General features: G+C 75.4%; 27 protein-coding genes. 20 read left to right on the forward strand and 7 right to left on the reverse strand.

Going from position 1 to position 26,698, the window contains the following annotated elements:
- Positions 1-37: 37 nt before the first annotated feature.
- From ANAE109_RS00670 to ANAE109_RS00720, 11 genes are all read left to right on the forward strand, one after another.
- Positions 38-853, forward strand: coding sequence for a uracil phosphoribosyltransferase (locus tag ANAE109_RS00670; RefSeq protein ID WP_041448022.1), 816 nt, complete (start codon positions 38-40; stop codon positions 851-853).
- The gene (hpt, locus tag ANAE109_RS00675) at positions 846-1,373 is read left to right on the forward strand and encodes a hypoxanthine phosphoribosyltransferase (protein WP_011984455.1); all 528 of its coding nucleotides are present in this window, start codon (positions 846-848) and stop codon (positions 1,371-1,373) included. The genes ANAE109_RS00670 and hpt overlap by 8 nt, the downstream gene beginning before the upstream one ends.
- 155 nt (positions 1,374-1,528) lie before the next feature.
- Positions 1,529-2,314, forward strand: coding sequence for a hypothetical protein (locus tag ANAE109_RS00680; RefSeq protein WP_011984456.1), 786 nt, complete (start codon positions 1,529-1,531; stop codon positions 2,312-2,314).
- Between the two features lie 195 nt (positions 2,315-2,509).
- Positions 2,510-5,014 (forward strand): methyltransferase domain-containing protein, encoded by a 2,505-nt coding sequence (locus ANAE109_RS00685; protein WP_011984457.1) that lies wholly within the window; start codon positions 2,510-2,512, stop codon positions 5,012-5,014.
- A 139-nt stretch (positions 5,015-5,153) separates the two neighbouring features.
- A complete protein-coding gene (locus tag ANAE109_RS00690) occupies positions 5,154-5,696 on the forward strand; it encodes a PilZ domain-containing protein (RefSeq protein WP_011984458.1) in 543 nt (180 codons plus the stop codon).
- Between the two features lie 35 nt (positions 5,697-5,731).
- On the forward strand, positions 5,732-7,900 hold the full coding sequence (locus tag ANAE109_RS00695) for a glycoside hydrolase family 57 protein (RefSeq protein WP_011984459.1): 2,169 nt from the start codon (positions 5,732-5,734) through the stop codon (positions 7,898-7,900).
- Between the two features lie 6 nt (positions 7,901-7,906).
- Positions 7,907-8,773 carry a GGDEF domain-containing protein gene (locus ANAE109_RS00700; RefSeq protein ID WP_011984460.1) on the forward strand — a complete coding sequence of 289 codons (867 nt, stop codon included), beginning with the start codon at positions 7,907-7,909 and terminating at the stop codon, positions 8,771-8,773.
- Positions 8,774-8,822: 49 nt separating this feature from the next.
- Positions 8,823-9,983 (forward strand): tetracycline resistance MFS efflux pump, encoded by a 1,161-nt coding sequence (locus tag ANAE109_RS00705; RefSeq protein ID WP_011984461.1) that lies wholly within the window; start codon positions 8,823-8,825, stop codon positions 9,981-9,983.
- A gap of 4 nt (positions 9,984-9,987) precedes the next feature.
- Positions 9,988-10,989, forward strand: coding sequence for a DUF4931 domain-containing protein (locus tag ANAE109_RS00710; protein ID WP_011984462.1), 1,002 nt, complete (start codon positions 9,988-9,990; stop codon positions 10,987-10,989).
- A 54-nt stretch (positions 10,990-11,043) separates the two neighbouring features.
- Positions 11,044-12,471 (forward strand): glycogen synthase GlgA, encoded by a 1,428-nt coding sequence (gene glgA / locus ANAE109_RS00715; protein ID WP_011984463.1) that lies wholly within the window; start codon positions 11,044-11,046, stop codon positions 12,469-12,471.
- A 53-nt stretch (positions 12,472-12,524) separates the two neighbouring features.
- Positions 12,525-12,806, forward strand: a complete 282-nt coding sequence (locus ANAE109_RS00720) for a hypothetical protein (protein ID WP_011984464.1) — start codon at positions 12,525-12,527, stop codon at positions 12,804-12,806.
- 10 nt (positions 12,807-12,816) lie between these two features.
- Here the strand turns inward: ANAE109_RS00720 and ANAE109_RS00725 are convergent, their stop codons facing one another.
- From ANAE109_RS00725 to ANAE109_RS00740, 4 genes are all read right to left on the reverse strand, one after another.
- Positions 12,817-14,076 carry a metallopeptidase family protein gene (locus ANAE109_RS00725; RefSeq protein ID WP_011984465.1) on the reverse strand — a complete coding sequence of 420 codons (1,260 nt, stop codon included), beginning with the start codon at positions 14,074-14,076 and terminating at the stop codon, positions 12,817-12,819.
- 87 nt (positions 14,077-14,163) lie between these two features.
- Positions 14,164-15,135: an SIR2 family protein gene (locus ANAE109_RS00730; RefSeq protein WP_011984466.1), complete on the reverse strand. Its 972-nt coding sequence runs from the start codon at positions 15,133-15,135 to the stop codon at positions 14,164-14,166.
- A gap of 51 nt (positions 15,136-15,186) precedes the next feature.
- A complete protein-coding gene (thiO, locus tag ANAE109_RS00735; protein ID WP_041448023.1) occupies positions 15,187-16,305 on the reverse strand; it encodes a glycine oxidase ThiO in 1,119 nt (372 codons plus the stop codon).
- A 58-nt stretch (positions 16,306-16,363) separates the two neighbouring features.
- The gene (locus ANAE109_RS00740) at positions 16,364-17,029 is read right to left on the reverse strand and encodes a TetR/AcrR family transcriptional regulator (RefSeq protein ID WP_011984468.1); all 666 of its coding nucleotides are present in this window, start codon (positions 17,027-17,029) and stop codon (positions 16,364-16,366) included.
- A gap of 91 nt (positions 17,030-17,120) precedes the next feature.
- Here ANAE109_RS00740 and ANAE109_RS00745 point away from each other — a divergent pair, with 91 nt between their 5' ends.
- Complete coding sequence (locus tag ANAE109_RS00745) at positions 17,121-18,320, forward strand: DNA polymerase IV (protein WP_011984469.1); 1,200 nt, start codon at positions 17,121-17,123, stop codon at positions 18,318-18,320.
- Here the strand turns inward: ANAE109_RS00745 and ANAE109_RS00750 are convergent, their stop codons facing one another.
- Positions 18,321-18,881: a hypothetical protein gene (locus ANAE109_RS00750; protein WP_041448024.1), complete on the reverse strand. Its 561-nt coding sequence runs from the start codon at positions 18,879-18,881 to the stop codon at positions 18,321-18,323.
- Positions 18,882-19,018: 137 nt separating this feature from the next.
- Here ANAE109_RS00750 and ANAE109_RS00755 point away from each other — a divergent pair, with 137 nt between their 5' ends.
- Positions 19,019-19,855 carry a nucleotidyltransferase family protein gene (locus tag ANAE109_RS00755; RefSeq protein ID WP_041448025.1) on the forward strand — a complete coding sequence of 279 codons (837 nt, stop codon included), beginning with the start codon at positions 19,019-19,021 and terminating at the stop codon, positions 19,853-19,855.
- Entirely contained in the window at positions 19,812-20,624 is an 813-nt protein-coding gene (locus ANAE109_RS00760; protein WP_011984472.1) for a metallophosphoesterase, read from the forward strand. The genes ANAE109_RS00755 and ANAE109_RS00760 overlap by 44 nt, the downstream gene beginning before the upstream one ends.
- Positions 20,625-20,720: 96 nt before the next feature.
- Here the strand turns inward: ANAE109_RS00760 and ANAE109_RS00765 are convergent, their stop codons facing one another.
- Together ANAE109_RS00765 and ANAE109_RS00770 are read right to left on the reverse strand one after the other, a co-directional pair.
- A complete protein-coding gene (locus ANAE109_RS00765; protein WP_011984473.1) occupies positions 20,721-21,101 on the reverse strand; it encodes a response regulator in 381 nt (126 codons plus the stop codon).
- Positions 21,098-22,069 carry a DHH family phosphoesterase gene (locus tag ANAE109_RS00770; protein WP_011984474.1) on the reverse strand — a complete coding sequence of 324 codons (972 nt, stop codon included), beginning with the start codon at positions 22,067-22,069 and terminating at the stop codon, positions 21,098-21,100. Before ANAE109_RS00770 ends, ANAE109_RS00765 begins: the two co-directional genes overlap by 4 nt.
- A 288-nt stretch (positions 22,070-22,357) precedes the next feature.
- Here ANAE109_RS00770 and hprK point away from each other — a divergent pair, with 288 nt between their 5' ends.
- The 6 genes from hprK (at position 22,358) to ANAE109_RS00800 (ending at position 26,698) form a co-directional block, all read left to right on the forward strand.
- Entirely contained in the window at positions 22,358-23,323 is a 966-nt protein-coding gene (gene hprK / locus ANAE109_RS00775) for an HPr(Ser) kinase/phosphatase (RefSeq protein WP_011984475.1), read from the forward strand.
- On the forward strand, positions 23,320-24,204 hold the full coding sequence (rapZ, locus tag ANAE109_RS00780) for an RNase adapter RapZ (protein ID WP_011984476.1): 885 nt from the start codon (positions 23,320-23,322) through the stop codon (positions 24,202-24,204). The genes hprK and rapZ overlap by 4 nt, the downstream gene beginning before the upstream one ends.
- Positions 24,205-24,273: 69 nt before the next feature.
- Positions 24,274-24,693: a PTS sugar transporter subunit IIA gene (locus ANAE109_RS00785; protein ID WP_011984477.1), complete on the forward strand. Its 420-nt coding sequence runs from the start codon at positions 24,274-24,276 to the stop codon at positions 24,691-24,693.
- A 31-nt stretch (positions 24,694-24,724) separates the two neighbouring features.
- Entirely contained in the window at positions 24,725-25,219 is a 495-nt protein-coding gene (locus ANAE109_RS00790; RefSeq protein ID WP_011984478.1) for a PTS sugar transporter subunit IIB, read from the forward strand.
- A 10-nt stretch (positions 25,220-25,229) separates the two neighbouring features.
- Positions 25,230-25,934: a PTS sugar transporter subunit IIC gene (locus ANAE109_RS00795; RefSeq protein WP_011984479.1), complete on the forward strand. Its 705-nt coding sequence runs from the start codon at positions 25,230-25,232 to the stop codon at positions 25,932-25,934.
- Positions 25,931-26,698: a PTS system mannose/fructose/sorbose family transporter subunit IID gene (locus tag ANAE109_RS00800; RefSeq protein ID WP_011984480.1), complete on the forward strand. Its 768-nt coding sequence runs from the start codon at positions 25,931-25,933 to the stop codon at positions 26,696-26,698. The genes ANAE109_RS00795 and ANAE109_RS00800 overlap by 4 nt, the downstream gene beginning before the upstream one ends.

Here is a 26,698-nt window from a genome sequence, read left to right on the forward strand (position 1 = left end):
GAGGCATCCGGGGGAACAAGCATTATGCTCCCCGCCCGTGCGAGACCGCAGCTACGACAGCGTCCCGTTCCGCCTCTCCGAGATCGAGCACCGCTACGGCCCCACCGTGCACATCGTCGCGAACCCGTTCCTCCTCGGGCACCTCGCGACGCTCTGCGCGAAGGAGACGCGCCAGCCCGAGATCACCCGCCTCGTGCGCATCCTCTACGAGGACCTGATCCGCACCGTCCTGAACGTGGAGTTCCCGCGACGGAGGGTCTCGGTCCCGACGCGCATGATCGACAGCTCCCCCCAGGGCATCTTCGAGGGAGAGGTCATCGACCGCGCGGTCCGCGCGGTGACGGTGAACATCGCCCGGGCCGGAGCGCTCCCCTCGCAGGTGGCGTACGACCTCCTCAACGAGACGCTGGAGCCCTCGCTCGTGCGGCAGGACCACATCATCATGAGCCGCATGCTCGGCATGAACGAGGAGGTGGTCGGCGCCGGCATCGGCGGGATGAAGATCGGCGGCGACGTGGACGAGGCGTTCCTGCTCTTCCCCGATCCCATGGGCGCGACGGGCAGCTCGCTCGCGACCGCGATCGAGACCTACAAGACGAAGGTCCCCGGCAAGCCCAGGCGGATCGTGAACATCCACCTCATCGTCACGCCCGAGTACCTGCGGACCATGACCGCGGCGCACCCCGACGTCGTGGTCTACGCGATCCGGGTGGACCGCGGCCTCTCCCCGCCGGAGGTGCTCGCCACCGTCCCCGGCACGCGCTGGGACGAGGAGCGCGGGCTCGACGATCACCAGTACATCGTCCCCGGCGGCGGCGGCTTCGGGGAGATCCTGAACAACGCCTATGTCTAGCGGCGCGAGCAAGGTCGAGGTCCTCATCTCCGAGGCGGACCTCCAGGCGCGGGTGAAGGCGCTCGGGGCCGAGATCACGCGCGATCACGCGGGCCGCTCGCTCGTCGTGATCGGCGTGCTGAAGGGCTGCTTCATCTTCCTCGCCGATCTGGTGCGGGCCATCGACCTGCCCATCTCCATCGACTTCATCGGCATCTCCTCGTACCAGGGCACCCGCTCGACGGGGGTCGTGCAGATCACGAGCGATCTCACCCGGCCCATCGAGGGGAAGGACGTGCTCCTCGTCGAGGACATCGTCGACACCGGCCTCTCCATGCGGTACCTCCTCGACAACCTGGCGACGCGCAGGCCCGCCAGCCTCCAGGTCTGCGCGCTGCTCGAGAAGCCGTCCCGGGCGGTCGTGAAGGTCCCCATCCACTACCGCGGGTTCGAGATCGGCGACGAGTTCGTGGTCGGCTACGGGCTCGACTGGGACGGCAAGATGCGCAACCTGCCGTTCATCGGCGTGCCGCGGAGCTAGACCATGGTTCGCGATTCGAGCTCAGCGTCGCTGTCTCGAATCGCGCCATGGTTTGGCCATGATCCGACGGGGGCCCCACCCCTGCTGCGCGGGGCCCGGGCGCGGCCTCGCCGCGCTCTTTCCGAATCGGGCAGTCTCGTTTAGCGGAGGATCTCGTGGCGGACGACACGACGCGGGCGCCGAGGCGCGGTGGCGGGGCGAGGGCCGCGGTCGCGTGGCTCGCGATCCTGGCCTTGCTCGGCGTCGTGGTTTGGCTCGTCTCGGAGCGGAACGCGCGCACCTGGTACCTCGTGCCGGACGAGGGACGGCTGGTGGTGATGCGCGGCGTGCTCGCGCCGATCGGGCGGCAGACCTTCAAGACCGCCGATCCGGTGCTCGCGCAGGCCTACGAGCCCATCGTCGCGCCGCCCGGCAAGCCGCTGCCCGAGGCGCGCGGCTTCGAGGAGCGCAGCCTCCTCGATCAGGGGATCTACGAGATCGTCTCCGGGTGGGCGCGCGACGAGATCGCGAGCGGCGACCCGGCGCGGCTCGAGCGCGGGCTCGGCTATCTCTCCCGCGCCGAGCGGCTCGCCGGGCTCTCGGCGGCGCAGCGCGAGGACCTCTCCGCCCTGCGCGCCGAGTCTGGCTTCTACGAGGCGCAGCGGCTCCTCGATCGCGCGGTGGGCGAGCTGCGCCAGGCCGCCGAGAAGCTCCGCCACACGGCCGCCTCCCGCTCGGCGCACGCGAACGACGCCCGCGCGCTCCTGCACGACGTCGAGCCGGCGCTCGACGCCGCCGCCGTCGCGCTGAGGAGCGCCGGCGGCGCGCCGCGCCCGCGGACGGGCCCCCCCCAGCCGGCGCAGGAGAGCCAGCCGGCGCCGCAGGGGGCGACGCCCGCGGAGCCCGCCCCGCCGGCGCCGGCGCCGGCGGCGCCCGAGACCGGGGCGGCCGGGGAGCGGTGAGCGGCGAGCCGCGACGCCGCGTCCGGAGTCGGAGGTCGGAGTCGACCCGACGACGGCGCCGGGCGACGGCGTCACGGCGGACCACGAGGACCAGGATCGGGTGCGCACACCTCCGCTCCTCTGCCACCCGCTCGCCGGCGCGCCGCGGGCGGCCGGGAGGGCGGCGCTCCTGCCGGTGGTAACATCGGCTCCGCCATGGCTCCCTTTCACGCGCGGAACGGCGCGGGCGAACTGCTCGCGCGCTACAGCTTCCTCGAGCCGCTGCTCGCCGGCCGGCGCGTGCTGGAGGTGGGCGCCGCGGCGGCGACGGACGGGGTGACCGCGCTCTTCCTCGCGGAGCGCGGCGCGGCGGCGGTGCTGTCGATCGCCGACGCCGAGCCGGAGCTGGCGGCGGCGCGCGAGGCGGGCCACCACCCCTTCGTGCAGTTCCGCGCCGCCGCGGCCGAGGCGCTCCGCCCCGGCACGTTCGACCTCGCGCTGGTCGCCGACGGCGCGGCCCTCGCCCGGGACCCGGCCCGCCTCGCGGCGCTCCGCCGGCTCCTCGCGCCGGGCGGCCGGCTCGTGACGGCGCTCCCGGCCGGCGGCGTCGGCCTCGCCGACCTCGCCGGCGAGCCGCCCGCCCCGGACGCGCCGCCGTACGAGGCGTTCGTGGCGGCGCTCGCGGATCAGTTCCCGCTCGTGGAGGTCGCGACGCAGTCGGCGACGGTCGGCTGGGTGCTCGCGCTCGCCGGCGAGGGGGAGGACGACGAGCCCGACGTGGCGATGGACGGCACGCTCGCCGGGACGCCGGAGACCGCCGCCTACGTCGCCGTCTGCGGCGACGAGCCGTGCGGGCTCGCGGGGCTCGCGGTGGTCGCCTTGCCGGTGACGCCGCTCGCGGACGGCGCGCGGGCCGCCGCCGGCGCCGTCGCCGCCGCGCGCGAGGCGCTCGCGACGGCCGAGGCGCAGCGTGCGCTCGCCGCCGGGGAGGCGGCGCAGGCGGCGGCCGAGCGGGACGCCGCCGCGAGCGAGCGCGCCGCGGAGCGGGCCGCGCGCGCCGAGTCGGACGCCGCGCGGGCGGCGCTCGCGGCGGAGGTGAACGACGCGCGCGCGGCGGCGGAGGCGGCCGACGCGGCGCTCGCGCCGACGCGGATGGCGGCCGAGGCCGCCCGGGCCCGGGCGGCCGAGCTCGAGGCGCTCCTGGAGGAGGAGCGCGAGGGCGCGCTCGAGCTGCGCGCCGCGGTCGATCGCGTGCGCGCGGCGGAGGCGGAGCACGCGCGAGAGACGCGGGAGGCGCGCGCCGGCCTGGAGGCCGCGCGCGCCGAGGCCCAGGCGGCGAAGAGCGGCCTCGACGCCGCGCTCGCCCGCGCCATCGCCGCGGAGACGCGCGCGGCGGAGCTGGAGGAGGCGGGCGACGAGCTCGCCGCTGCGCGGGCGGAGGCGGCCGGGCGGCTCGAGGCGGTGGAGGCCGCGCTCCACGCGGCGGACGCGGAGCGCGACGCGGCCCGGGCCGAGCTCGACGCGGGCCGCGCCGAGCGCGACGCGGCCCGGACCGAGCTCGAGGCAGCGCGGGCCGAGCGCGACGCGGCCCGGACCGAGCTCGAGGCAGCGCGGACCGAGCGCGACGCCGCGCGGACGGCGGAGCGCGACTCCCGCGCCGGGCGCGAGGCCGAGGGGGCCGAGCTGGAGCGGGTGCGCACGGCGCTCGAGGCCGCGGAGCGGGAGCGGGCGCGCCAGGCCGCGGAGGCGGAGGCCGCGCGGTGCGACCGCGAGCGGATGCGGGAGGAGGCCGCGTCGGTGCGCGAGCGGCTCGCGGCGCTGGAGGAGGGGACGGTCGCGCGCGACGCGGAGGGCGCCCGGCTGGCGGAGGCCGCGGCGCGGGCGCAGGAGGCGGTCGCCGCCGCGCAGTCGGCGCGCGAGCTGCTCGAGGCGCAGGTGGCGGAGCTGGGCGCGCGCCTCGAGGCCGAGGCGGAGCGGCTCCGCATCGCGGAGGCGCGCGTGGCCGAGGCGCAGGCGCGGTCGGAGGTCGTCGCGGGGGTCGAGGCGCGGGCGCGCGAGGCGGAGGAGGCGCTCCGCGCCGCGGAGGGGCGGGCCCAGGCGGCGGAGCGGCGGGCGGAGGAGCTCGAGGCGCGCGCGGCCGGGGCGGCCGAGCTCGCGGGGGACGCCGAGGCCCGCGTGCTCGCGGCGGAGCGCGCGGCGTCGGAGCGCGAGCGCGAGCTCTCCGCCGCGCGCGGCGCGGCCGAGGAGCGGGCGCGCGCCGCGGAGACCGAGCTCGCACGGCTGCGGGAGAGCGCCGAGGCGGCGGGCGCGGAGGCGGCGTCGCTCGAGGCCGAGCTGCAGGCCGCGCGCTGGGAGCGGGACGAGCTCGCCGAGAAGCTCCGCGCGGCGCCCGCAGGAGGGGACGCCACGCCGGACGGCGCCGGGGAGGACGCGGCCCGGTTGCGCGACGCGCTCGCCGAGGCGCTCCGGCGCGCCGCCGACGCCGAGGCCGCGGCGGTGGCCGCGCGGGCCACCGCTCCCGAGGGAGCCGCCGAGGGCGCCGCGGACGCGCTGCGGGCCGCCTCCGTCGAGCGCGACGCGCTCGCCGCGCAGCTCGCGGAGCGCGACCAGAAGATCGCGCGGCTGCAGCGCGAGGTGGCAGACAAGACCGATCGGCTGGGGCGCCTCGCGCGCGAGATGGGAGAGCTGAAGGCGAGGGGCGCGGGCAAGCTCTGGGGGTAGGGCCGGGCGAGGGAGACTCGCGCCTCCGCGAGGCGGGCGCGGGGTGGCCGCAGCGCGCCCGCGGACGCACATCGCCGCCGTCGAGCGAGCAGGCAGGCGTTCGCTCGGTCGCCCGGCGGGGTGCTATCGTCCTCGTCCCATGAGCGTCCCCCGTCGCTACGAGCGGATCGACATCGAGCTCCCCTGCCGTCTCTTCATCCCGGGGGAGGTCGGGCTCCGCTTCGAGGCGTTCTGCACCTCGCAGAACCTCGGCCTCGGGGGCCTGTTCGTCACCTCGAGCTTCCTGCTGCGCGCCGGCCTCGAGCTGTACGTGGAGCTCGCGCTCCCCGACGGCCCGCTCGCCATCCGCTCGCGCATCGCCCACGTCGTGCCGCACGGCGACCGCGCTCACCCCACGGGCATGGGGATCGAGTTCCTCGACGTCGACGCGCACGGCCGGGAGACGCTGCTCCGCTACTTCACCCCCGCGCGCTACACCAGCTTCTACGAGGCGTTCATCGCGGAGTTCCCGCACCTCGACGAGACGGTGCCGCTGCGCGACGTCTCGCTCGTCCTGAACCTGTGGGAGGAGTGGAAGATCCGCGGCGAGGGCGGGCCGCTCTCCACCGCCTCGGGGGCGCCCCCCGCGCCCGCGCTCGGCGAGGGCACCACGGACGCCCGCGGCGTGCGCTCGCGTCGCTAGGCGAGGGGCCCGCTCCGCCGTTACGGTTCTGCTCGATGCAGAAGGCACGGCTCGCGCTCCTGTGGCACATGCACCAGCCGCCCTACCGCGACGCGGACACGGGCGAGTACCTGCTCCCCTGGGTCCGGTTGCACGCCACCCGCGCGTACAACGACATGGCGTGGATGCTGGAGCGCCACCCCGCGCTCCGCTGCACCGTCAACTTCACACCGATCCTGCTCGAGCAGCTCGAGGACTACGTCGCCGGCCGCGCGCGCGACCGCTTCCTCGAGCTCAGCGCGCGCCCCGCGAGCGAGCTCGGGCACGACGAGCGCAGCGCGGTGGTGCGGGGCTTCTTCATGGTGGACTGGGGCCGCAACGTGCGCCCGGTCCCGCGCTACTGGGAGCTCCTCCACAAGCGCGGCCAGGACCTGGGCGACCGTGATCCCCGGCGGCTCGCCGCCGGGTTCTCCGACGCGGACCTCACCGATCTGCAGGTGCACTTCAACCTCGCCTGGATGGGCTTCGGCGCGCTCGCGGACGACGAGGGGCTGCGGGCGCTGCGGGAGAAGGGGCGCGACTTCGACCGGGCCGACGTCGCCTACCTGCTCGAGGCCCAGCGGCGGATCCTCGCCGGCGTCGTCCCGCGCTGGACGCGGCTCGCGGAGCGCGGCCAGGTCGAGCTCTCCACGACGCCCTACTACCACCCGATCCTGCCGCTCCTCTGCGACAGCGACGCGGCGCGCAGGGCCTTGCCGCACCTCCCGCTCCCGCCACGCTTCGCGCACCCGGAGGACGCCCGCTGGCACGTGCGGGAGGCGCTCGCGAGCCACGAGCGCCGGTTCGGCCATCGGCCCGCCGGGATGTGGCCGGCCGAGGGATCGGTCTCGCCCGAGGCGGTGGAGGTGCTCGCGCGCGAGGGGGTCCGCTGGGCCGCGAGCGACGAGGGCGTGCTGCTCCACTCGCTCCCGCCGACCGCGCCGCGGCTCGCCTCGGTCTACCGGCCCTGGCGCATCGCCGCGGGCGAGGGGCGCGAGCTCACCATGCTCTTTCGCGATCGCGCGCTGTCGGACGCCATCGGCTTCACCTACGCGGGCGTGCCGGCGCAGGAGGCGGCGGGCGACTTCGTCGCGAACGTCGGCGCGATCGCGCGGGCGTGGGAGGCGGAGCGGCTCCCGGGCCGGCCCACGGTGGGCGTCTTCTTGGACGGGGAGAACGCCTGGGAGCACTACCCCGAGAGCGGCCGGGAGTTCCTGGACCGGCTCTACGGCGGGCTCGCCGTGAGCGACGCGATCGAGACGGTCACCCTCTCGGAGGCGACCGCGGACGCCGAGAGCGGCATCGTCACGCGCATCCACTCCGGCTCCTGGATCGAGGCCTCCTACCGCGTCTGGATCGGGCACGCCGAGGACCGCCACGCCTGGACCGCGCTCGGCCGCGCGCGCGCGGCGCTGGCGGAGGCGGAGCGCCAGGGGAGCGTGGACGCGGGCCGGCTGGAGCAGGCGCGCCGGCACCTCCACGCCGCCGAGGCGTCGGACTGGTTCTGGTGGTACGGCGACGACTTCTCGACCGACCTGGGCGCCGAGTTCGACGGGCTGTTCCGCGGGCACGTGGTGCGGGCGTGCCTCCTCATCGGCGCGACCCCGCCGGCGGAGGTGCTCGAGCCCATCAAGCGCGTGGCCCCCGGCGCCGAGGCGCGCGCGGCGCGCGAGCCCACGGCGCTGCTCGCCCCGCGCATCGACGGCCGCGAGACCACCTTCTTCGAGTGGGCGGGCGCGGGGGTCCACCGGCCGGGCCAGCACCGCGGCTCGATGTTCGGGGGCGCGCAGGCCTTCCGCGAGCTCCACTTCGGCTTCGGCCTCGACGCGCTCTACCTGCGGCTCGATCCGGCCGAGTCGCCGGCGCGCAGCGCCGAGGTGGTGAGCCACGTCCGCGTCGTCATCCTGGCGGGCGAGCGGCAGGCGACCGTGGAGCTCGCCGTCGTGCCGGACGGCGCGGTCCGCCCTGGGCGCGCGGCCGCAGCCGAGCTCGGCGAGGCGGCCTTCGGGAAGGTGCTGGAGGCGCGCCTCCCGTTCGCCGCGCTCGGACTCGTCCCCGGCGGCGAGGTCGCCCTCGGCGTCCACGCGGTGCGCGGCGAGGTCGAGGTCGAGCGGCTCCCCCGCCACGGGTTCGTGAGGTTCACCGTCCCGGACGCCGACTTCGAGCGCGTCCACTGGAAGGTGTAGCGCGGCATGACCGGCGACCCGACGCGCATCCGGCCTCCCTCGCCCGGCGCGTCGGCCGCGGGCTCGGCCCGCCTCGTGTTCGTCGAGGGCGCCGAGCTGCTCGGGGTGAGCCTCCCGCTGGACCGCGAGGCGGTGCTCGGACGCGAGGCGGGCTGCGCGCTCCGCCTGCCCGCCGACGACGTGTCGCGGCGGCACGCGCGGATCGCGCCGGCGGACGGCGGCCACGTCGTCGAGGATCTCGGCTCGACCAACGGGACCTTCGTGAACGGCGAGGCGGTGACGGCGCGCCGGCTCGCGAGCGGCGACCGCATCCGCGTCGGTCCCTTCGTGGCGCGCTACCTCGCCGCCGGGGACGAGGCCGCGCGCGAGCTGGAGGCGCTCGCGGCGCTGGCGCGGCGCGATCCGCTCACCGGCCTCGCGAACCGGCGGGCGTTCGAGGAGGCCCTCGCGCGGGAGGTGGCGCGGGCCGCCCGCGAGGGCGGGCCGCTCGCGGCCATCGCCCTCGACGTGGATCACTTCAAGCGCGTGAACGACGGGTACGGGCACGCCGCGGGTGACGCGGTGCTCGTCGAGGTGGCCGCGCGCGCGGCGCAGGGGCTCCGCGCGAGCGATCTCCTCGCGCGGGTGGGAGGCGAGGAGCTCGCGGCGTTGCTGCCCGGCGCGACCCTCGAGGCGGCGGCGGAGGCGGCGGAGCGGATCCGCGCCCGCGTCGCGGGCGCGCCCATCGCCGCCGGCGAGCTGCGCCTTCGGGTGACCCTCTCCGCCGGCTGCGCGGCGCTCGGGCCGGGGGAGGACGGGGCGACGCTCCTCGCCCGCGCCGACGCGAGGCTCTACGAGGCGAAGCGGGCGGGGCGGGACCGCGTCGCGGGCTGAGGAGCACGGGGCTGCGCGGCCGCCCGCCCCGGGTTATCCTCCCGGACCCGTGAAGAACCGGTCCGCGCTCGCGATCCTCTTCGTCATCGTCTTCATCGATCTGCTCGGCTTCGGGATGGTCATCCCCGTGATGCCGCTCTACGCCGAGCGGCTCGGCGCGTCGGAGGCCTGGACCGGGCTCCTCTCCGCGGGGTACTCGGCGATGCAGTTCGTGTTCGCGCCGATCTGGGGCCGCCTCTCCGACCGGGTCGGGCGCCGCCCGGTGCTGCTCGTGTCCATCGCCATGACCGCGGTGGCCTTCGCCCTGTACGGGCTGGCGGGCACGTTCGCGATGCTGCTCGTCTCCCGCCTGTTCGCCGGCGCCGCCACCGCCAACATCGCCATCGCGCGGGCGTTCGTGGCCGACGTCACCCCTCCCGAGGGGCGCGCGCGGGGGATGGGCATCATCGGCGCGGCGTTCGGCCTCGGCTTCGTGCTCGGGCCGGCGCTCGGCGGAGTTCTCTCCCAGTATTCCCTGTCGCTCCCGGGCTTCGCCGCGGCCGGCCTCGCGGCCGCAAACGGGATCGCCGCCTGGGCCATCCTCCCCGAGCCGGAGCACCGCTACTCGGTGGACCGGCGGCGGCGGTTCGCCGCGATGCGCGAGGAGCTCGGCCGGCCCGGCATCCGCCGCATCATCGGCATCTACTTCGTCACGATCCTGGCCTTCAGCGCGATGGAGGCGACCTACGCGTTCCTGGCGAAGCAGCGCTACGGGCTCGCCGAGTCCGCCGTCTCCTACGTGTTCGCCTACATCGGCGTGCTGCTCGTGCTGGTGCAAGGGGGACTCATCGGGCGGCTGTCGCGGCGCTTCGGCGAGAAGCGGCTGCTCGTCACCGGGCTCGTGCTGCAGGCGCTGGCGCTCGCGGCGCTCCCGTTCGCGGGGACGGTTCCGGGGCTGCTCGTCGCGACCGCCCCGCTGGCCGTCGGCGCGGGCCTCACCCAGCCCACGCTCTCGGCCCTCCTCTCGCGGTTCGCCCGCGCGGAGGACCAGGGCGGCACCCTCGGGATCGGCGAGTCCGCCGCCGCCTTCGGCCGCATCCTCGGTCCAGAGGCGGGGACGTGGACCTTCGGGCAGTGGTCGATCGCGTTCCCGTACCTGGGCGGCGCGGCGCTGATGGCGTTCGCGGCGGCCATCGGCGTGACCGTGCGCCCCGCGGGCGAGGAGAGGTGACGCGATGCCGGACCTGCGCAGGGATCCCATCGTAGGGCGCTGGGTGATCATCGCGACCGAGCGCGCCCGGCGGCCGTCCGATCTGGTGCGTCCCGCCGAGCCCGCCAAGGCGGGGCTGTGCCCCTTCTGCCCGGGCCAGGAGGACAAGACGCCGCGCGAGGTGTACGTGGCGGGCCGGCCCCCTTCGGCGCCCGCGAACGGCCCGGGCTGGAGCGTGCGCGTCGTCCCGAACCGCTTCCCGGCCCTCAAGATCGAGGGCGACCTGGACCGCGAGGCCGAGGGCATCTACGACCGGATGAACGGGATCGGCGCGCACGAGGTGCTCGTCGAGACGCCGAACCACGAGCGGCAGATGAAGGACCTCTCGGTCCCGGAGCTCACCGAGGTCCTCTTCTCGTTCAAGGCGCGGATCCTGGACCTCCGCAACGACCTGCGCTTCCGCTACATCCTGCTCTTCAAGAACCAGGGCCAGCTCGCCGGCGCCTCGCTCGACCACGCGCACTCGCAGCTCATCGCGCTGCCGGTCGTGCCGCGCCAGGTGGTCGAGGAGATCGAGGGCGCGAAGCGCCACTACGAGCACAAGGAGCGCTGCATCTTCTGCGACATCGTCGGCCAGGAGCGGAAGGAGCGCGCCCGGCTGGTGCACGAGAACGAGGAGTTCGTGGTGTTCGCGCCGTGGGCGCCGCGCAGCCCCTTCGAGACCTGGATCGTGCCCAAGCGGCACGAGTCGAACTTCGAGGCCGAGCCGAAGGAGCGGCTCTCGCTCTGCGCGCAGGCGCTCGGGACGACGCTGCGGCGGCTCGCGGCCGCGCTCGGCGATCCCGCCTTCAACTTCATCGTCCACTCGAACCCGCTGCGCGACGCCGCCTCCCCCTCGTACCACTGGCACATCGAGGTGATGCCGGCGCTCACCCAGGTGGCGGGGTTCGAGTGGGGCTCCGGCTTCCACATCAACCCCGTCCCGCCCGAGGAGGCCGCGGAGTTCCTCCGCGGCGTCGAGGGCTGAGCGTCCGCCCGCGGCGGAGCGCGCACGGAAGAACGGCCGGAGCCGAGACACGCGATGGAGATCCTGTTCGTGGCGTCCGAGGTGGCGCCCTGGTCGAAGACCGGCGGGCTCGGGGACGTCGCGGGGGCGCTCCCGCGGGCCCTCGCCGCGCGCGGCCACGCCGTCTCGGTGGTGACGCCGCGCTACGGGACGATCGACCCGCACGCGCACCGGCTGCGCCCGCTGCACCGCGCGCTCGACGTGCGGGGCGAGCCGACCACCCTGTGGGTGAGCCGCGACCGCGCCCCGGTGTACTTCGTGGAGCACGAGCACTTCTTCGGCTCGCGCCGCGGCCTCTACGGCGAGGCCCACGACTACGGCGACAACGCCGAGCGCTTCGCGTACCTGGCGCGGGCCGCGCTCGCCCTGCCGGGCGCGCTCGGGCTCCGGCCGCACATCGTCCACCTGAACGACTGGCAGACCGGCCTCGTCCCGTTCCTGCTCCGGCGCGAGCACGCCCGGGACGCCGCCCTCGCCGGCGCACGGACGGTGTTCACCATCCACAACCTCGCCTACCAGGGCGTGTTCTCGAAGCACGTCGTGCCCGCGCTCGGGCTGCCCTGGGACGTGTTCCGCTACGAGGCGATGGAGTTCCACGACCAGCTGAACTTCCTCAAGGCGGGGCTCGTCTTCGCCGACGCGCTCACCACCGTGTCCCCGACCTACGCGCGCGAGATCGCCACCCCCCAGGGCGGCGTGGGGCTCGACGCCCTGCTCCGCCACCGCGCGCGGGACCTGCACGGCATCCTGAACGGCATCGACGTCGAGGAGTGGGACCCCGCCACCGACCGGCACCTCCCCGCGCGCTACTCCGCGGCCGACCTCTCGGGCAAGGCGGCCTGCAAGTCGGCCCTGCAGCGCGAGCTCGGCCTGCCGGAGCGGCCCGACGTGCCGCTCGTGGCGATGATCGGGCGCCTCGCCGAGCAGAAGGGCCTCGATCTCGTGGTGGCGGCGCTCGGCGAGCTCCTCGCGCGCGACCTCCAGCTCGTGCTGCTCGGCACCGGCCGGCCCGAGCTCGAGGAGGCCTTCCGGCGCGCCGCGCGCGAGCGGCCCGACCGGATGGCGGCGCGCATCGGCTTCGACGAGGGGCTCGCCCACCGGATGGAGGCGGGCGCCGACCTGTTCCTCATGCCCAGCCGGTTCGAGCCGTGCGGGCTGAACCAGATGTACTCGCTGCGCTACGGCACGATCCCGGTGGTGCGCGCGGTGGGCGGGCTGGAGGACACCGTCGAGGACTTCGACGGCTGGAGCCGCGGCACCGGCTTCAAGTTCCGCGACTATCACCCGCAGGCGATGCTGCTCGCCGTGCGGCGCGCGCTCGAGGCCCACCGCGATCGCCGCGCCTGGCGGGCGATGATGCTGCGCGGGATGGCGCTCGACTTCAGCTGGGACCGGAGCGCGCAGGCGTACGAGGCGCTCTACCGCTCGCTCGCCGCGCCGTGAGCCGGCGCGGGTCCGCCCTTCATTGCGCCGCGGCCCAACCTTAGCTTGTGGGCATGGGCCCGCGATTCGACGACGAACCCGATCCCCCGGAGCCGACCGTTCAGCCGAGCGATCGGACGCATCGGGAGCGCATGGCCGAGGCGGACGAGAAGGTCGTGCCGATCGAGAACGTCGGCGGTGCCGCGCCGACGCCCCTCGGGCTCGACTCCGGCGGCAACTTCCCGGGGTCGGAGGACGACCTGTCGAACCTGCCGGAGCCGGAGCCGCCCGAGCCGCCCGAGGTCGGCGCGGTGCACGTGCGCGAGGACGAGCGGGGCCGCCGCAGGCGGCGCTGAGACCGGGCGGCTACTCCAGGCCGCGCGCGCGCAGGTCGTCGTCGCTCTCGCCGTGCAGGTGCCCGAGCTCGTGCAGGAGCGTGACGCGGACCTGCTCGGTGAGCTCGCGCCGGTCGCGGGCGAAGCGGAGCAGGTTCTTCCGGTAGAACACGATGGTGCGGCAGCGCGGCCCGTCCGCGTGCGTGCAGGGCTCGTCCTCGGACGGGCCGCGGAAGAGCCCCAGGATCGAGGGCGAGAGCGGCGGGTGCACGGCGAGCAGGTCCTCGAGGTCGGGCAGGTCCTGGATCTCGATGGGCACCGACCCGAGCGCGCTGCGCTCCTCGGCGGGGAGCGAGGCGACGGCGGCCTCCACCTCGTCGCGGAAGCCGCCCATGTCCACGGGCAGCTCCACCTTGAAGTCGTCCGGCGCGAGCGAGCGCGCGCGGCCGAGGAGCGACGCCGCGCGCCGCTCGTCGCCGCGGCGCTCCGCGAGCAGCCCGAGCTGGTGGATCGTCCAGGGATCGTCGGGGGCGAGCGCGAGGGCGCGCTCGAAGGCCCGCTGCGCCTCGTCGAACCGGCAGAGCTCGTAGAGCGCCACGCCGCGCTCGTACACGGCGTCGGCGTCGCCGGGCAGGGCCTGGACGGAGCGATCGAGGTGGCCGAGGGCGAGGTGGCTGCGGCCGAGGTCGTTCTCGGCCATCCCGGCGACGAGCTCGAGCCGCCCGGCGAGCTCGCGGTCCTTCCGCAGATTGGCGGCGCGCGCGCCGCGGAGGGCGTACTCGAGCCCCGCCTCGATGGCCTCCGGTGAGCTCGCGAGGCGGCGGACGTGGAGCTCGGCCGCGCCGAGCAGCGCGCGGGGCTCGTCCGGCTCGATGGCGAGCGCCCGCGCGAACGCGAGGCGCGCCTCGTCCACCCGGCCGGCGGCCGCGAGCGCCTCGCCGCGCGCGGTGAGCGCTCCCACGTGGCGCGGCGCGCGCTGCAGCGCCTCGTCGGCGCAGGCGAGCGCCCGCTCGGACGACCCACGCTCGAGCGCCGCGGCGGACTCCTCCGCCAGCACGCCGGGGGAGGCCGAGGGCTCGGCGGGGAGGCAAGGCGGCGCGGCCCGGGCGCCGGCCGGAGAGACGATCGAGGGGGCGGGGGCCCCCTGCGGCCGTACCGCGGCGGTCGGCGCGCTGCTCGCGCGCGCCGCGGGCGCGGTCGGGTTGGGCGCCGACGGTGCGGTGGGCGCAGGGGGGCGGGTGCACGCCGCAAGGAGGACGAGCCACACCGCGCGGCGAAGCGGCCGGTGCATTGGCGGCAGCTTGCCACGGTTCCCCGGCAGGCGCTACACGGCGGGGCGGGCGAGCGGGCGCGTGTGGGCGCCAGCGCCACCCGGAGCTCACGGGACCGGCCTCGGACGCGCGGCGGCGGTCGGGGGGGAGGCGGGGCGCGGCTCCTCGCGCGGCCCGAGCTCCCGCTCGCACCACGACGCCAGGTCCTCCAGGAAGGCGAGGAGCTCCGGCGGATGCACCGGATCCGACGCGTGCAGGTCCACCCGCCCGATGCGGTCCATCGCGACCGTCGCCCGCTCGAGGTCGGACGAGGCGCCGAGCTCGAGGAACCAACCCACCGGCGGGACCCGCAGGTCGCGCAGCTTCGTCCAGATCCAGCGCAGGTTGGGGTCGTTGAACCCGTAGCCGACGAGCAGGATCTCGCGCCCCATCACGTCCGACGAGAAGCGCAGGTCGATGGGGTTCGCGGCGAGATCCGAGCGGCGGAGGAAGTCGGACTCCCCGATGACGAGCGAGCCGGGCCGCTCGAGCGTGCCGTGCAGCTTGTAGATCGGGAAGCGCGGCACCTGCCGCCCGTCCACCTCGTCGAACTGCCAGCGCCGCAGGTCCTCCGCGGCCGCGACCACCTGGCAGGGCCGGCCGGCCCACGCGAACGTGCGCTCGAGGAGGTCGTCGAAGTTGGTCGTGTAGATGGCCGGGACGAAGGGCGCGAGGCGGACGAGCCGGTGGTGCAGCGGGAGCTGCGCGGGGTCGATGCGGCTCGTGTCGAACAGGACGCGGAGCCTCTCGACGAGCCGCGCCTCGCCGCGCAGGAAACGGTAGGCCTCCGGCAGGCGGAGCAGGGCGTCGAGCGACACCGGCTCGTCGGGCGCGGGCGGGGTGAACCGGGCGCGCGCGTCCGGTACCTGCTCGCGCAGCGCGGGGAGGAGATCCTCGGCGAGCGCGCAGACGATCTCGCGCCAGGAGGGGAGGCCTGCCCAGCGCGACGCGCCGGCGCCGACGAGCAGCACGAGCTGCCCGCGCGCGAGCCGGGCGAGCAGCCGCTCCCTCAGCTCGTGCAGGTCGGCGGGGGCCTCCATCCCACGAGAAGCTACGCACGCCCGGTGCGCGCCACGCGCCTCGCGGCTGGCTCAGCGCCGCCCGAGGATCGCGCCGAGCCGCGCGGGCGAGAAGGGCGCGAGGTCGAGCGGCGCGGCGGCGCCGGTGACGGCGGCGGCGATCGCGTCCGCGGTGACGGGCGCGAGGAGGATCCCGTTGCGGGTGTGGCCGGTGGCGTAGAACAGGCCGGGGACCGTCCCCTCGCCGAGGATGGGTTCGCCGTCCGGGCTCGCGGGCCGGAAGTTCGACCAGGTCTCCACGACCGGCGCCTGGGCGAGCGCGGGCGCGATCTCGACAGCGACGCCGAGGACGTGGCGGAGCCCGCCCGCGGTGACCGCCTTCTCCCAGCCCACGTCCTCCATGGTGGAGCCGCACAGGATCCGGCCGTCGGGTCGGGGCACCACGTAGCCGTTGCCCGAGAAGACCACGCGGGAGAGGAGCGGCGGCCGAGTGTCCACGACGGCGATCTGACCGCGCACCGGGCGCACCGCGCCCGGCGGGAGGCCGTTTCCCTCCACGAGGAGGCTCCAGCTCCCCGCGGCGAGCACCACCGCCCCGGCGTCGATCCGCCCTGCCGCGTGGTCGACGCCCGCGGCGCGGCCGCCCTCCGTGCGGATGCGGCGCACGTCCCCCGTCACGAACCGCGCGCCGGCGCGCGCCGCGGCGACGTACACCGCGCGCGCGAGCAGGCGCGGATCGAGCGACGCCTCGTCGGCGAAGTAGAGGGCGCCGCGCGCCTCTGAGGAGACGCCCGGCTCGAGGGCGCGGACGGCGGCCTCGTCGAGCACCTCCACGGGCAGGCCGCTGCGCTCCAGCTTCTCGGCCCTGCCCGCGAGGAGCCGCGCGTGATCGTCGTCGAGCGCGACCTCCAGCGTGCCGAGCGCGCGGTAGCCCACCGCGATCCCGGAGCGCGCCTCGACCTCGCGCACGAACTCCGGGTAGCGCGCGAGCGAGGCGCGGCAGAGCGCGTAGAACGGGCCGGGCTCGATCGCCTCGACGCCAGGAGAGAGGATGCCGCCCGCCGCGCTCGACGCCTCGGCGCCCGGGATCGAGCGCTCGAGCACCACCACGTCGCGCCCCGCCTGCGCGAGCCGCAGCGCGACCGAGGCGCCCTGGATGCCGGCGCCCACCACCACCACGTCCGTCCGCATGGCGGGCAAGACTACGCCCTCGCGGCCTCGCGGGGGAAGCGCGCAGGGCTCACGATGATCACACGGCTGCGCCGTTGCTCGGCGTGCCGCCCGGCGTCCCGGGGACGGAGGCAGGGCGCGCGGGCCGGAGGCCGTTCACGAGGAGCTCCAGCACGTGCTGGCGCCACGCCTCCGGCGCGATCGGCTCCTGCACGAACGGGCGCGCCGCCTCGCGGGAGGAGGCGACGAGCGCGGCGAGCCCTCCCACGGTGACGACGGTGAGGACCGGGTCGAGATCGGAGGCGTCCCCGGCCGCCAGCGCGGCGGCCGCGCGGCGCACCGGCTCGAGGAGCGCCGGGTCGGTCTGGGTCAGCTGCGACAGGAAGGGTGCGCCGTCGAGGTACTCGCGGATCAGGATCTGGGCGCCCATCGGGTCCTTCATCATGGCGTCCAGGTACGCGGCGACCACCACCGCCGCCCCGCCGGGCCCCGACTGCACGAGCCGCGCGATCTCGTTCGCGGAGCCGAGCCACACGGCGCGCAGGATGTCGAGGTAGAGGGCCCGCTTGGACGCCCAGTGCCGGTAGATGAGCGCCACGTTGCAGGCGGCGCCGCGCGCGATCCCCTGGACCCGCGCGCCGTGGTAGCCGCGCTTCGAGAACTCGGCGCGCGCCGCGTCCCAGATCCGCTCCGCGATCCCAGCGCGCGGGGCGCCCGCCTTGCGCATGGCGACAGAGGCGTCCATGAAACCGTCGAATACCCGCTGCGTTGACCTGGGTCAAGTCCGCTTGCGCCCCCGTCCGGAGGGTGGGCGGGCCGGCATATATGAGGAGGTGATGACGGGGCCGCGCACCATCCTGCACCTCGACCTCGACGCGTTCTTCGCGTCGGTGGAGCAGCTCGACGACGCCTCGCTGCGCGGGCGCCCGGTGATCGTGGGTGGCCCATCGCGGCGCGGCGTGGTGTGCGCGGCGAGCTACGAGGCGCGCCGGTTCGGCGTCCGCTCCGCCATGCCGACCGCGCAGGCGCGCAAGCTGTGCCCCGAAGGGACCTTCGTCGCGCCGCGCTTCGCGCGCTACGCGGAGCTCTCCGAGAGGGTCTTCGGGATCTACCGGCGCTACACACCGCTCGTCGAGCCGCTCTCGCTCGACGAGGCGTTCCTCGACGTCACCGCGAGCCGCGCCCTGCACGGCGGGGGGCGCGACATCGCCACGGCGGTGAAGCGCGCGGTGCGCGGGGAGTGCGGGCTCGCCGTCTCGGCCGGCGTGGCCGAGGTGAAGCTGGCGGCCAAGATCGCGACGGACCTCGGCAAGCCCGATGGGCTCGTGGAGGTCCCGCCCGGCGGCGTCGCCGCCTTCCTCGCGCCGCTGCCCGTCGGCCGCCTGTGGGGGGTCGGGCCGGTGACCGAGGGTGCGCTCCGCAAGCTCGGCGTGACGCTCGTCGGCGAGCTCGCGCGCCTGCCGGAGACGGCCCTCGCGGCCGTGGTGGGCGCGTCCAACGCGCGGGGGCTCCGAGCGCTGGCCTCGGGCGAGGATCCGCGCGAGGTGGTGCCCGACGAGGAGGCCAGGTCGGTCGGCGCGGAGGAGACCTTCGGCGAGGACGTCACCGGGCGCGCCGCCCTGGAGCGCGCCCTCCTCGAGCAGGCCGGGCGGGTGGGGCGCCGGCTCAGGGCCGCGGGGCTCGCCGGCCACACCGTGACGCTCAAGGTGAAGTACGCCGACTTCACGCTCGTCACCCGCCGGACGACGCTCGCGCACCCCACCGACGACGACCGCGCCATCTACGAGGCGGCGCGCGCGCAGCTCGCGCGCGTGGAGGCGGACCGCCCGGTGCGGCTCACGGGCGTGTCGGTGTCGGGCTTCGCCGGCGCGGCGGAGCGCGACCAGCTGGATCTGTTCGCGTCCGGGGCTCCCGCGCGCCCGCCCGACGCCGAGAAGCGCCGCTCCCTGAACGCCGCGCTCGACGCCCTCGCCCTGCGCTTCGGGGATCGCGCCGTCACGCGCGCCGACCTCGCCGACGACGCGGACGACGACTGATCACCCGCCGCCGGGGCTGCCCAGCTCGCCCGTGTTCGGGACCCAGACGGCGTCGGGCGGCGGCCCGCCGCCGGGGCGGTGCCCCCGACCAGACGCCGAGCGCGCCTCGATCGAGAGGGCGGTCGGGCGTCCAGCCCGCCCGCTCGCGTACGACGCCCTCACCTCGGCCCCCTCGCGCAGCTCGACCAGCCGCCCCGGTCGGCCGTCGACGGTGATGGCGGTGCGCGTCCCCACGTGCAGCGTCACGCGCTCCTCGCCCGGCGCGCGGATCACCACGCGCTCCTCGGACAGGCGCTCGAGCGTGCCCTCGATGCGACGTACCGACCTCGCGCGGGCGGCCGCGCGGCGGTGCCGGTCGGAGCGCCCGCTCGGCTCCTGGTGAGCCTGCTCCCCGGGCGTGCGGCCGCCGCGCTGCGCGGCGGTGGCCTCGGGCTCCGGCGCCTCCGCACGCTCCTCGGGTGGGGCGGACGCCTCCGGAGCCTCCGGCCCCCGCCGGCACGCGACGGCGAGCGCGCCCGCCACGACCAGCGCGAGCCGAGAACTGGAGCCGCCGAGGAGCACGCCGCACCGCCGTTCAAGGAAGGTACCCTCGCTCGAACGTGCGCCGCGCGACGTCCGCGGGCAACGCCGCTCCGCGGCTGACCCGGGGGCCGCCCCGCGGGCTTCCTCCGCGGGGGCGCGCGCCGCACCTTCTCCTCATGATCTCGACCGAACGGCCGGGGGAGCACCTCGCGACGCGGGACCGGGAGGCGGGTGAGCTCGACGCCCGGGCCGACGCCCTGCGCGCCCTCTCGAACGCCGGCGTGCCCCACCTGGTCGCCGGCGCCTACGCCTTCTTCGAGTACACGGGGATCTTCCGGGACACGAAGGACCTCGACATCTTCCTCCGCGAGCGCGACCTCGAGGACGCCTTCCGCGTGCTCGAGGCCGCCGGGTTCCGGACCGAGCTGCTCGATCCGACCTGGATCGGCAAGGGCTACCGGGGGGAGTGGTTCGTCGACCTCATCTTCTCCTCCGGCAACGGCGTCGCCGTGGTGGACGACCTGTGGTTCGAGCACGCCCGGCCCGGGCGCGTGATGGGCGTGGACGTGCTGCTCGCCCCCCCGGAGGAGATCATCTGGTCGAAGGGCTACGTGCTCGAGCGCGAGCGGTACGACGGCGCCGACGTGAACCACCTCCTGCGAGCGTGCGGCGACTCGCTCGACTGGGACCGGCTCCTGCAGCGGTTCGACCGCCACTGGGAGGTGCTCTTCTCGCACCTCATGCTCTACCGCTTCACCTATCCGTGCGAGCGGGACAAGGTGCCGGAGCGCGTCATGCACGCGCTGATGCAGCGCACCCGCGCCGACATGCTGGAGGGGAACCACGTCCGCCCGGTCTGCAGGGGCACCCTCATCTCTCGCGTGCAGTACCGGCACGACCTCGAGCACCTCGGCTACGAGGACGGGCGGGCGCTGGACGAGGCCGAGCGGGGCGGAAGGACGGAGCGCGATGGCGGACGGGGACGGGACCTTCCGGCTGGCGGCGATCGCTGACCTGCACTGCCGGCAGGATCAGCACGGCCGCTTCCGCGAGGTCGTGAAGATGGTGAACGGCGAGGCCGAGGGGCTGGTCCTCGCCGGCGACCTCACCGATCACGGCAGCGTGGACGAGGCGAAGACGCTCGCGGAGGCGTTCTCCCAGCTGCGCGTGCCGTGCGCCGCGGTGCTCGGCAACCACGACTACGAGGGCGGGGTGGTGAAGGACATCGTCCGGATCCTGGGCGAGTCCAAGATCGAGGTGCTGGACGGGGATCACGCGGTGTTCGACAAGCGGGTGGGGATCGCCGGCGTGAAGGGCTTCGCGGGCGGGTTCGAGCGGGGGATGCTCCAGGCGTTCGGCGAGCCGGTGATCAAGGCCTTCGTGCAGGAGGGCGTGAACGAGTCCCTGAAGCTGGAGGCCGCCCTCGGCCAGCTCGACCTGCCGATCAAGGTCGTCCTCATGCACTACGCCCCCATCCTGGAGACCTGCGACGGGGAGCACCTGGAGATCCGCCCCTTCCTCGGCACCTCGCGCCTCTGCGCGCCCTGCGAGGCGTTCGGGGCGACGGCGGTGTTCCACGGCCACGCCCACCACGGGAAGACCGACGGGCACACCCCCAAGGGGATCCCGGTGTTCAACGTCGCGATGCCGCTCGTGCGAAAGCTGTGGGATCGGCGCTTCCGCGTCTTCGACGTCTCGGAGGGGAGCTGCACGCCGGTCGGCGACACCGCCGCGAGCCCGCAGCCGCAGCAGCCGCAGCTCATCGTCACGACCACGCACTGAGGGACGGGCTTCAGGCTTCCGGACAGGCTAGGGGAAGAGCGACCACGTCGCGGCGCCTTCCCTGAAGCCCGTCGCAGTAGCCCGTCGCCCCGCTCTTCAGTGCCTCAAGGGAGGCGGGCCGGCGGCCTTGCGGACGCGCTCCAGGATCTCGTCCATCCCGACCGACTTCGGGATGTAGCCCTGCGCGCCGAGGAGCTCCGCCTCCCACTCGAACCCGTAGGCGGAGAGGATCAGGATCGGCACGGCGGCGCTCTTCGCGTCCCCGCGCATCCGCTCCATCACCCCCCAGCCGTCGAGCACCGGCATCTTGAGGTCGAGGAGCACGATGCCGGGCGCCTCGTCGGAGACGCGCGCCAGCGCGACCTCGCCGTTCTCCGCCTTCTGCACGGGGTAGCCCGCCTCGACGAGCACCTCGGAAAGCGCCTCGCGAAAGTCGTCGTCGTCGTCGACGACGAGGATGTACTGGCCCGGCATCATGGTGCGCTCGGCTCCGTCCTCAGGGTCTCCGCGATCTCGCCCGCGATGCGCCGCGCGTCCTCGAGGCGGTCGGGCGGGAGGGAGACCGCGCCCACCACCGGATGGCCCCCGCCGCCGTAGCGCTCGCAGAGCCGCGAGATGTCGTGGGCGCGCGCCGGGCGCGCCCACGGGTTCGATCCGACCGACACCTTCGCGCGCTTCGCGTCGCGGCTCACCACCACGGTGTAGCGGGCCTGCGGGAAGAGCTCGTAGGCGATGAACTTGTTGGCGGACTCGATGGGCGTCTCGCCGAGGTCGATGGTGACGACCCCGCCCTCCACCCGGGCGATCCGCCGGTAGGTGTCGATCGCCTCCGCGTGCCGCGCCAGGATCGGCGCGAGCGGGCGGGCCACCCAGGGCTCGTCGGCGATCTCGGCGAGCGGGCGGTGCTGCAGCGCCTCGATGAGCCGGGCGGGGATCGACGGGTCCTTCGTGGCCTCGAGCAGCGTCATGATCCGCAGCGCCGGCGCCTCGAGCCGCACGGCGGTGGCGGGCGAGTCGAAGCGGGCCGCGTCGATGACGTCGGCCCAGCGGACGAGCTCGGCGAGGTCGTCGGCCCGCCACTCGAAGCGCTCGGCGAGGGTCCGGGCGATGAAGCCGGTGCAGCTCGGCGCGGCCGGATCCCAGAACTTCTGGCCGCTCGCGTCGCGCTCGAACGCGGCACGGTCGTTAGGCGTGGGGAACGCGCTGGCGTGGTGGTCGAACCACCAGTGAAGGTCCGGCGAGGCGGAGAAGCGGAAGTCGACGCACGCGTTCACGTCGCCGTCGAAGGCGCCCGAGGGGAACGGGTCGCCGGCCCCGTGCTGCAGCGGGACGTGGCGGACCTCCGAGAGGCGCGTCCCCTCGCGCTCCGCGAAGAACCGGCTGAAGAGCGCGGCCGAGGCGCAGCCGTCGAAGCAGTTGCCGTGGTAGAGGACCTTGAGCTGCATGGGGCGGGGCAATGTAGTGACCTGCCGAGCATACCGTCAACGCGCGAGACGGGCCCCGCGACCGCGGGCGAGCCCCCCACCGGGGCGACGCGCGGACGACGCCACGCCGGCGGCCCGCCGAGCGCCACTACACTGACCGTTCAGTTGCCGGAGTCGGCTCCGTCGCGCGCCCCGACGCGCCGGGCCGTCCGCCCGCCCGCCCCGCGCGAGCGGCGGGTATGCGCCGCGCTCGAAGGGAGTGCCGACGAGGTGGCGGCCAGGCGTTTCGGCGGGTTAGACTCGCCCGCGATGGACGCGATCCGCGTCGGGGCCCTCCTCGACGACAAGAAGTTCGACCTCCGGCTCTCCCTCGTCGCGGGCAAGCAGGGGCTCTCGCGCCGCATCAGCTCCGCCCGGATCCAGAAGCCCGGGCTCGTGCTGGCCGGCTTCACCGAGAACCTCCACCGCGAGCGGGTGCAGGTGTTCGGCAACACCGAGATGAGCTATCTCGCGACGCTGCCGCGCGAGCGCGCCGTCGACGTCCTGCGGAGCTTCTTCTCGGCCGACGTCGCCTGCCTGGTGGTCACGAAGGGGCTCGACGTGCCGCCCGAGATGGCGGCGGCGGCGGACGAGTCCGGCGTGCCGCTGCTGCGCACGACGCACCTCAGCTCCACGTTCATCGAGGGGGTCCAGAACTACCTCGAGGACATCCTCACCGCGCAGACCTCCATGCACGGCGTGCTGCTCGACGTGTTCGGCGTCGGCATCCTCCTGCTCGGGAAGTCCGGCATCGGCAAGAGCGAGATCGCGCTCGACCTCATCATGCGCGGCCACCGGCTGGTCGCCGACGACATCGTGGACGTGAAGCGGCGCACGCCCGACTCGGTCTACGGGGCGGGATCCGAGATCATCAAGCACCACATGGAGATCCGCGGCCTCGGGATCATCAACATCAAGGACCTCTTCGGCGTCGCCTCCATCCGCGAGCGGAAGAAGATCGAGATCGTCCTCGAGCTCGTGGAGTGGGATCCCAGCGTCGAGTACGACCGGCTCGGCGTCGAGGAGAAGAAGTTCCGCATCCTCGACGTGGAGATCCCCATGCTCATCGTCCCGGTCCGGCCGGGCCGCAACATGACCACCATCGTGGAGGTGGCGGCGCGCAATCACCTCCTCAAGCTCCAGGGCCACCACTCGGCGCGCGAGTTCCAGGAGCGCCTGAACCGCGCCATCGCGCTCGCCCCCGGCGGGCGCGTCGGGGAGCTGGACGTCGAATGAACGAGCTCGTCAACCGCGGCGGCCCGGAGGTGGTGATCCTCACCGGCGTGTCCGGCTCGGGGAAGTCCACGGCGCTGCGCGCCCTCGAGGACGCGGGCTTCTACTGCGTCGACAACCTGCCCATCCTCTTCCTCGAGAAGCTCCTCGAGCTGTCCGGCCACACCGCCGGCGAGGTCTCGCGCATCGCGCTCGTGGTGGACGCGCGCGAGGGCCGCTTCCTCGCCGACGCGCCGCGCGTCATCCAGGAGATCCGCCAGCAGGGGGCGGACGTCGAGGTGCTGTTCCTCGACGCGTCGGACGAGTCGCTCGTGCGCCGCTACTCGGAGACGCGCCGGCGCCACCCCCTCGCCGGCGAGAGCGGCACGGTCCCCGACGGCATCGCCGCCGAGCGCCAGGCCCTCGCCGCGCTGAAGGCCATCGCGGACGAGGTCATCGACACGACGACCCTCAACGTGCACGAGCTGAAGCGGCTCGTGACGCGGCGCTTCGCGACGTCCGAGGGGGCTCGGCTGGGCGTCACGGTGGTCTCCTTCGGGTTCCGCTTCGGGCTCCCCACCCACGCCGACGTGGTCCTCGACGTGCGCTTCCTGCCGAACCCGTACTTCATCCCGGAGCTGAAGCCGCACCCGGGGACCGACCCGCGCGTGGCGCGCTTCGTCCTCGGCCAGCCGGACGCGAAGGCCTTCCTCGAGCGGATCTCCGACCTGCTGGGCTTCCTGCTCCCGCGCTACCGCGCCGAGGGGAAGAGCTACCTCACCATCGCCATCGGCTGCACCGGCGGGAAGCACCGCTCCGTCGCCCTGGCCGGCGCCCTCGCCGAGCGCCTGGAGGGAGGCGGGCAGCCGGTGCGGCTGTGGCACCGAGACGTCGAGAAGGAGTAGCCGGACCGCTGGCCCCCCGAGCCGCGCGAGGCTATGGTACGCGCGCGCAAACGGGAGGGAGCGATCCTGATGGTCGGACTCGTCGTCGCCACGCACGGTGGGCTCGCGGAGGAGCTGCTCCGCACCGCCGAGGGCATCGTCGGACACCTCGAGCAGTGCGAGGCGGTGAGCATCGGCGCGTCCTCCTCCATGGAGGACTGCCGGGCGCGCCTCGGCGAGGCGGTGAAGCGCGTCGACACCGGCGAGGGCGTCCTCGTGCTCACCGACATGTTCGGCGGCACCCCCGCCAACCTGGCGCTCACCTTCCTCGACGAGAAGCTCGAGGTGGTCACCGGCGTGAACCTGCCCATGGTGCTGAAGCTCGCCTCCGCGCGCGCGGAGAACCTCGGCCTGCACGCCGCCGCCGAGCTGCTCACCGGCTACGGCCAGAAGAACATCACCCTCGCCTCGGAGCTGCTCCGCACCCGGGCCCGCACGAGCCGCCCGTGAATCGGGGCACCCCCGCCGCCGTCTCCGTTCCGTGATCGCCCTCGTCCGCGTCGACAACCGCCTCCTCCACGGCCAGGTGCTGGAGACCTGGCTCCCCCACCTCGCCGTCCGGGAGGTGGTGGTCGCGGACGACGAGGCGGCGTCGAGCAGGCTCGCGCGCGCGGCCATGACCCTCTGCGTCCCGCCCGAGCTGGCGGCGCGCATCGAGCCGGTCGGCGCGGTCGATTACGCCGCGCTCGCCGCCGCGCCGGCGCCGGTCCTCGTGCTGGTGCGCGACGTCGCCCAGCTCGTGCAGGCGCGGGCCGCCGGGCTCACGCCGGCGCTGGCGCCCCGCCTCAACGTCGGCAACGTCCACTACGCGCCGGGGCGCCGGAGCGTCACACCCTCCGTATTCCTCTCGCAGGAGGAGGTCCGCGCCCTGCGCGCCCTCGCCGCCGAGGGGTTCGAGGTGGAGCTGCGCGCGGTGCCCGCCGAAGCCCCCGCGGGGATGGACGAGATCGAACGCCGGTACGCCGCGGCCCGTTAGGTTACACTGCTTGGGCTTGTCCTACCTCGTCCTAGGGGTCGTCGCGGGCCTCGCCGCGGTGGAGCGCAAGGGCTTTCTGCAGGCCATGCTCTCCCGGCCCATCGCGCTCGCGCCGGTGACCGGCTGGGCGCTGGGCGATCCGCAGGGCGGCCTCCTCGTCGCCCCGCCGCTCGAGCTGCTCTGGCTCGGGGCGGTGAACCTCGGCGCCGCGCTCCCCGTGCACGAGGCGCTCGCCACCGCGGCGATCACCGGCGGCGCGGTCCTCGCCGGGCGCGCCCTCGGCGCGGGCGTGTCGCCCGAGGTGGCCATCCTGGCGGTGCTGATCTGCGCGCCGCTCGCGCTCGTGGGCCGGCGCGCCGACCGGCTCGTCGAGGGCTGGAACGAGCGGATCGCGCTGCGCGCCGAGGCGGCGCTGGCGAGCGGCCACCCGCGCGCCGCGGTGCGCTGGAACCTCTCCGGGCTCGCGGCCCCGTTCGCCGTCGCGGCGCTGGTCGCGCCGGCGGGGGCCGCCCTCGCGGCCGTGGCGATCCCGGCGTTCCTCCGCGCCGTGCCCGCCGCCGCCACCCCGCTGCAGCTCGGCTTCTTCGCCTTCGCCGCCCTGGCCTGCGCCTCCGGCGCCAAGGCGCTCCGCGCGCGCGAGGCGCCCCGCTACTTCTACGGCGCGCTCGCCGTCGCGCTCGTCGCGGGGGTGATCGTCGGGAGGGCGCTGTCGTGAGCGCGCGCGTCCCGGCGCGGACCCTCGCGCGCGTGTTCTGGCGCGGCCTGTTCCTGCAGGCCGCCTGGAACCGGCGCGGCATGCAGAACCTCGGCTTCGCCTACGCCATCGATCCCGCGCTGCGCGCGCTCTACCCCGAGCCCGCCCGGCGCCGCGAGGCGCTCGAGCGCCACCTCCAGTTCTTCAACTGCCACCCCTACATGGCGGCGGCCATCCTGGGCGGCGCGATCCACCACGAGGAGCGGGTCGCCGCGGGGGAGGAGCCGGCCGGCGCGGCCCTGCGGTACAAGGCCACGCTGCAGGGGCCGCTCGCCGCGCTCGGCGACGGCTTCTTCTGGACCGCGCTCCGCCCGTTCTGCGGCGCCCTCGGCGCCGTGGGCGCGCTGCTCTTCGGCGGCGCCGGGGTGGTCGCCGCCCTCGTCCTCTACAACGTCGTCCACCTCTCCCTCCGCGCCGGGCTGTTCCGCGTCGCCTACCGGGGCGGCGACGCGGTGATCCCCGCCATCGCGCGGCTCGGGCTGCCGCTCGCGGCGGACCGCCTGCGCGCCGCCGGCGCGGCCCTGTGCGGCGTCGCGGCGGCGGTCGTGGCCCTGCGCGCCGCCGGCGCCGCCGGCGCGCCGGCCACCCTCGTCGCGATGCTCGCCGCGGGGGCCGGCTACGCCGCCCTCGCGCGCGGCGCACGTCTCCTCCCCACCGCCTACGTCGCGGCCCTCGCGGCCGTCGGCGCCGCGGTGGTGGCCGGCCACTTCCACTGGAGCAGCTAG

Source organism: Anaeromyxobacter sp. Fw109-5 (genome assembly GCF_000017505.1).
GTDB lineage: Bacteria > Myxococcota > Myxococcia > Myxococcales > Anaeromyxobacteraceae > Anaeromyxobacter.

What these genes read in the sequence shown, in the direction of transcription:
- ANAE109_RS00700 (WP_011984460.1), top strand. Translation starts at nt 7,907, where the DNA reads ATGACCGGCGACCCGACGCGCATCCGGCCTCCCTCGCCCGGCGCGTCG.
- ANAE109_RS00710 (WP_011984462.1), top strand. Translation starts at nt 9,988, where the DNA reads ATGCCGGACCTGCGCAGGGATCCCATCGTAGGGCGCTGGGTGATCATC.
- ANAE109_RS00760 (WP_011984472.1), top strand. Translation starts at nt 19,812, where the DNA reads ATGGCGGACGGGGACGGGACCTTCCGGCTGGCGGCGATCGCTGACCTG.
- ANAE109_RS00685 (WP_011984457.1), top strand. Translation starts at nt 2,510, where the DNA reads ATGGCTCCCTTTCACGCGCGGAACGGCGCGGGCGAACTGCTCGCGCGC.
- hprK (WP_011984475.1), top strand. Translation starts at nt 22,358, where the DNA reads ATGGACGCGATCCGCGTCGGGGCCCTCCTCGACGACAAGAAGTTCGAC.
- ANAE109_RS00720 (WP_011984464.1), top strand. Translation starts at nt 12,525, where the DNA reads ATGGGCCCGCGATTCGACGACGAACCCGATCCCCCGGAGCCGACCGTT.
- ANAE109_RS00740 (WP_011984468.1), bottom strand. Translation starts at nt 17,029, where the DNA reads ATGGACGCCTCTGTCGCCATGCGCAAGGCGGGCGCCCCGCGCGCTGGG.
- ANAE109_RS00745 (WP_011984469.1), top strand. Translation starts at nt 17,121, where the DNA reads ATGACGGGGCCGCGCACCATCCTGCACCTCGACCTCGACGCGTTCTTC.
- thiO (WP_041448023.1), bottom strand. Translation starts at nt 16,305, where the DNA reads ATGCGGACGGACGTGGTGGTGGTGGGCGCCGGCATCCAGGGCGCCTCG.
- hpt (WP_011984455.1), top strand. Translation starts at nt 846, where the DNA reads ATGTCTAGCGGCGCGAGCAAGGTCGAGGTCCTCATCTCCGAGGCGGAC.
- ANAE109_RS00755 (WP_041448025.1), top strand. Translation starts at nt 19,019, where the DNA reads ATGATCTCGACCGAACGGCCGGGGGAGCACCTCGCGACGCGGGACCGG.
- ANAE109_RS00690 (WP_011984458.1), top strand. Translation starts at nt 5,154, where the DNA reads ATGAGCGTCCCCCGTCGCTACGAGCGGATCGACATCGAGCTCCCCTGC.
- ANAE109_RS00785 (WP_011984477.1), top strand. Translation starts at nt 24,274, where the DNA reads ATGGTCGGACTCGTCGTCGCCACGCACGGTGGGCTCGCGGAGGAGCTG.
- ANAE109_RS00695 (WP_011984459.1), top strand. Translation starts at nt 5,732, where the DNA reads ATGCAGAAGGCACGGCTCGCGCTCCTGTGGCACATGCACCAGCCGCCC.
- ANAE109_RS00730 (WP_011984466.1), bottom strand. Translation starts at nt 15,135, where the DNA reads ATGGAGGCCCCCGCCGACCTGCACGAGCTGAGGGAGCGGCTGCTCGCC.
- rapZ (WP_011984476.1), top strand. Translation starts at nt 23,320, where the DNA reads ATGAACGAGCTCGTCAACCGCGGCGGCCCGGAGGTGGTGATCCTCACC.
- ANAE109_RS00770 (WP_011984474.1), bottom strand. Translation starts at nt 22,069, where the DNA reads ATGCAGCTCAAGGTCCTCTACCACGGCAACTGCTTCGACGGCTGCGCC.
- glgA (WP_011984463.1), top strand. Translation starts at nt 11,044, where the DNA reads ATGGAGATCCTGTTCGTGGCGTCCGAGGTGGCGCCCTGGTCGAAGACC.
- ANAE109_RS00725 (WP_011984465.1), bottom strand. Translation starts at nt 14,076, where the DNA reads ATGCACCGGCCGCTTCGCCGCGCGGTGTGGCTCGTCCTCCTTGCGGCG.
- ANAE109_RS00765 (WP_011984473.1), bottom strand. Translation starts at nt 21,101, where the DNA reads ATGATGCCGGGCCAGTACATCCTCGTCGTCGACGACGACGACGACTTT.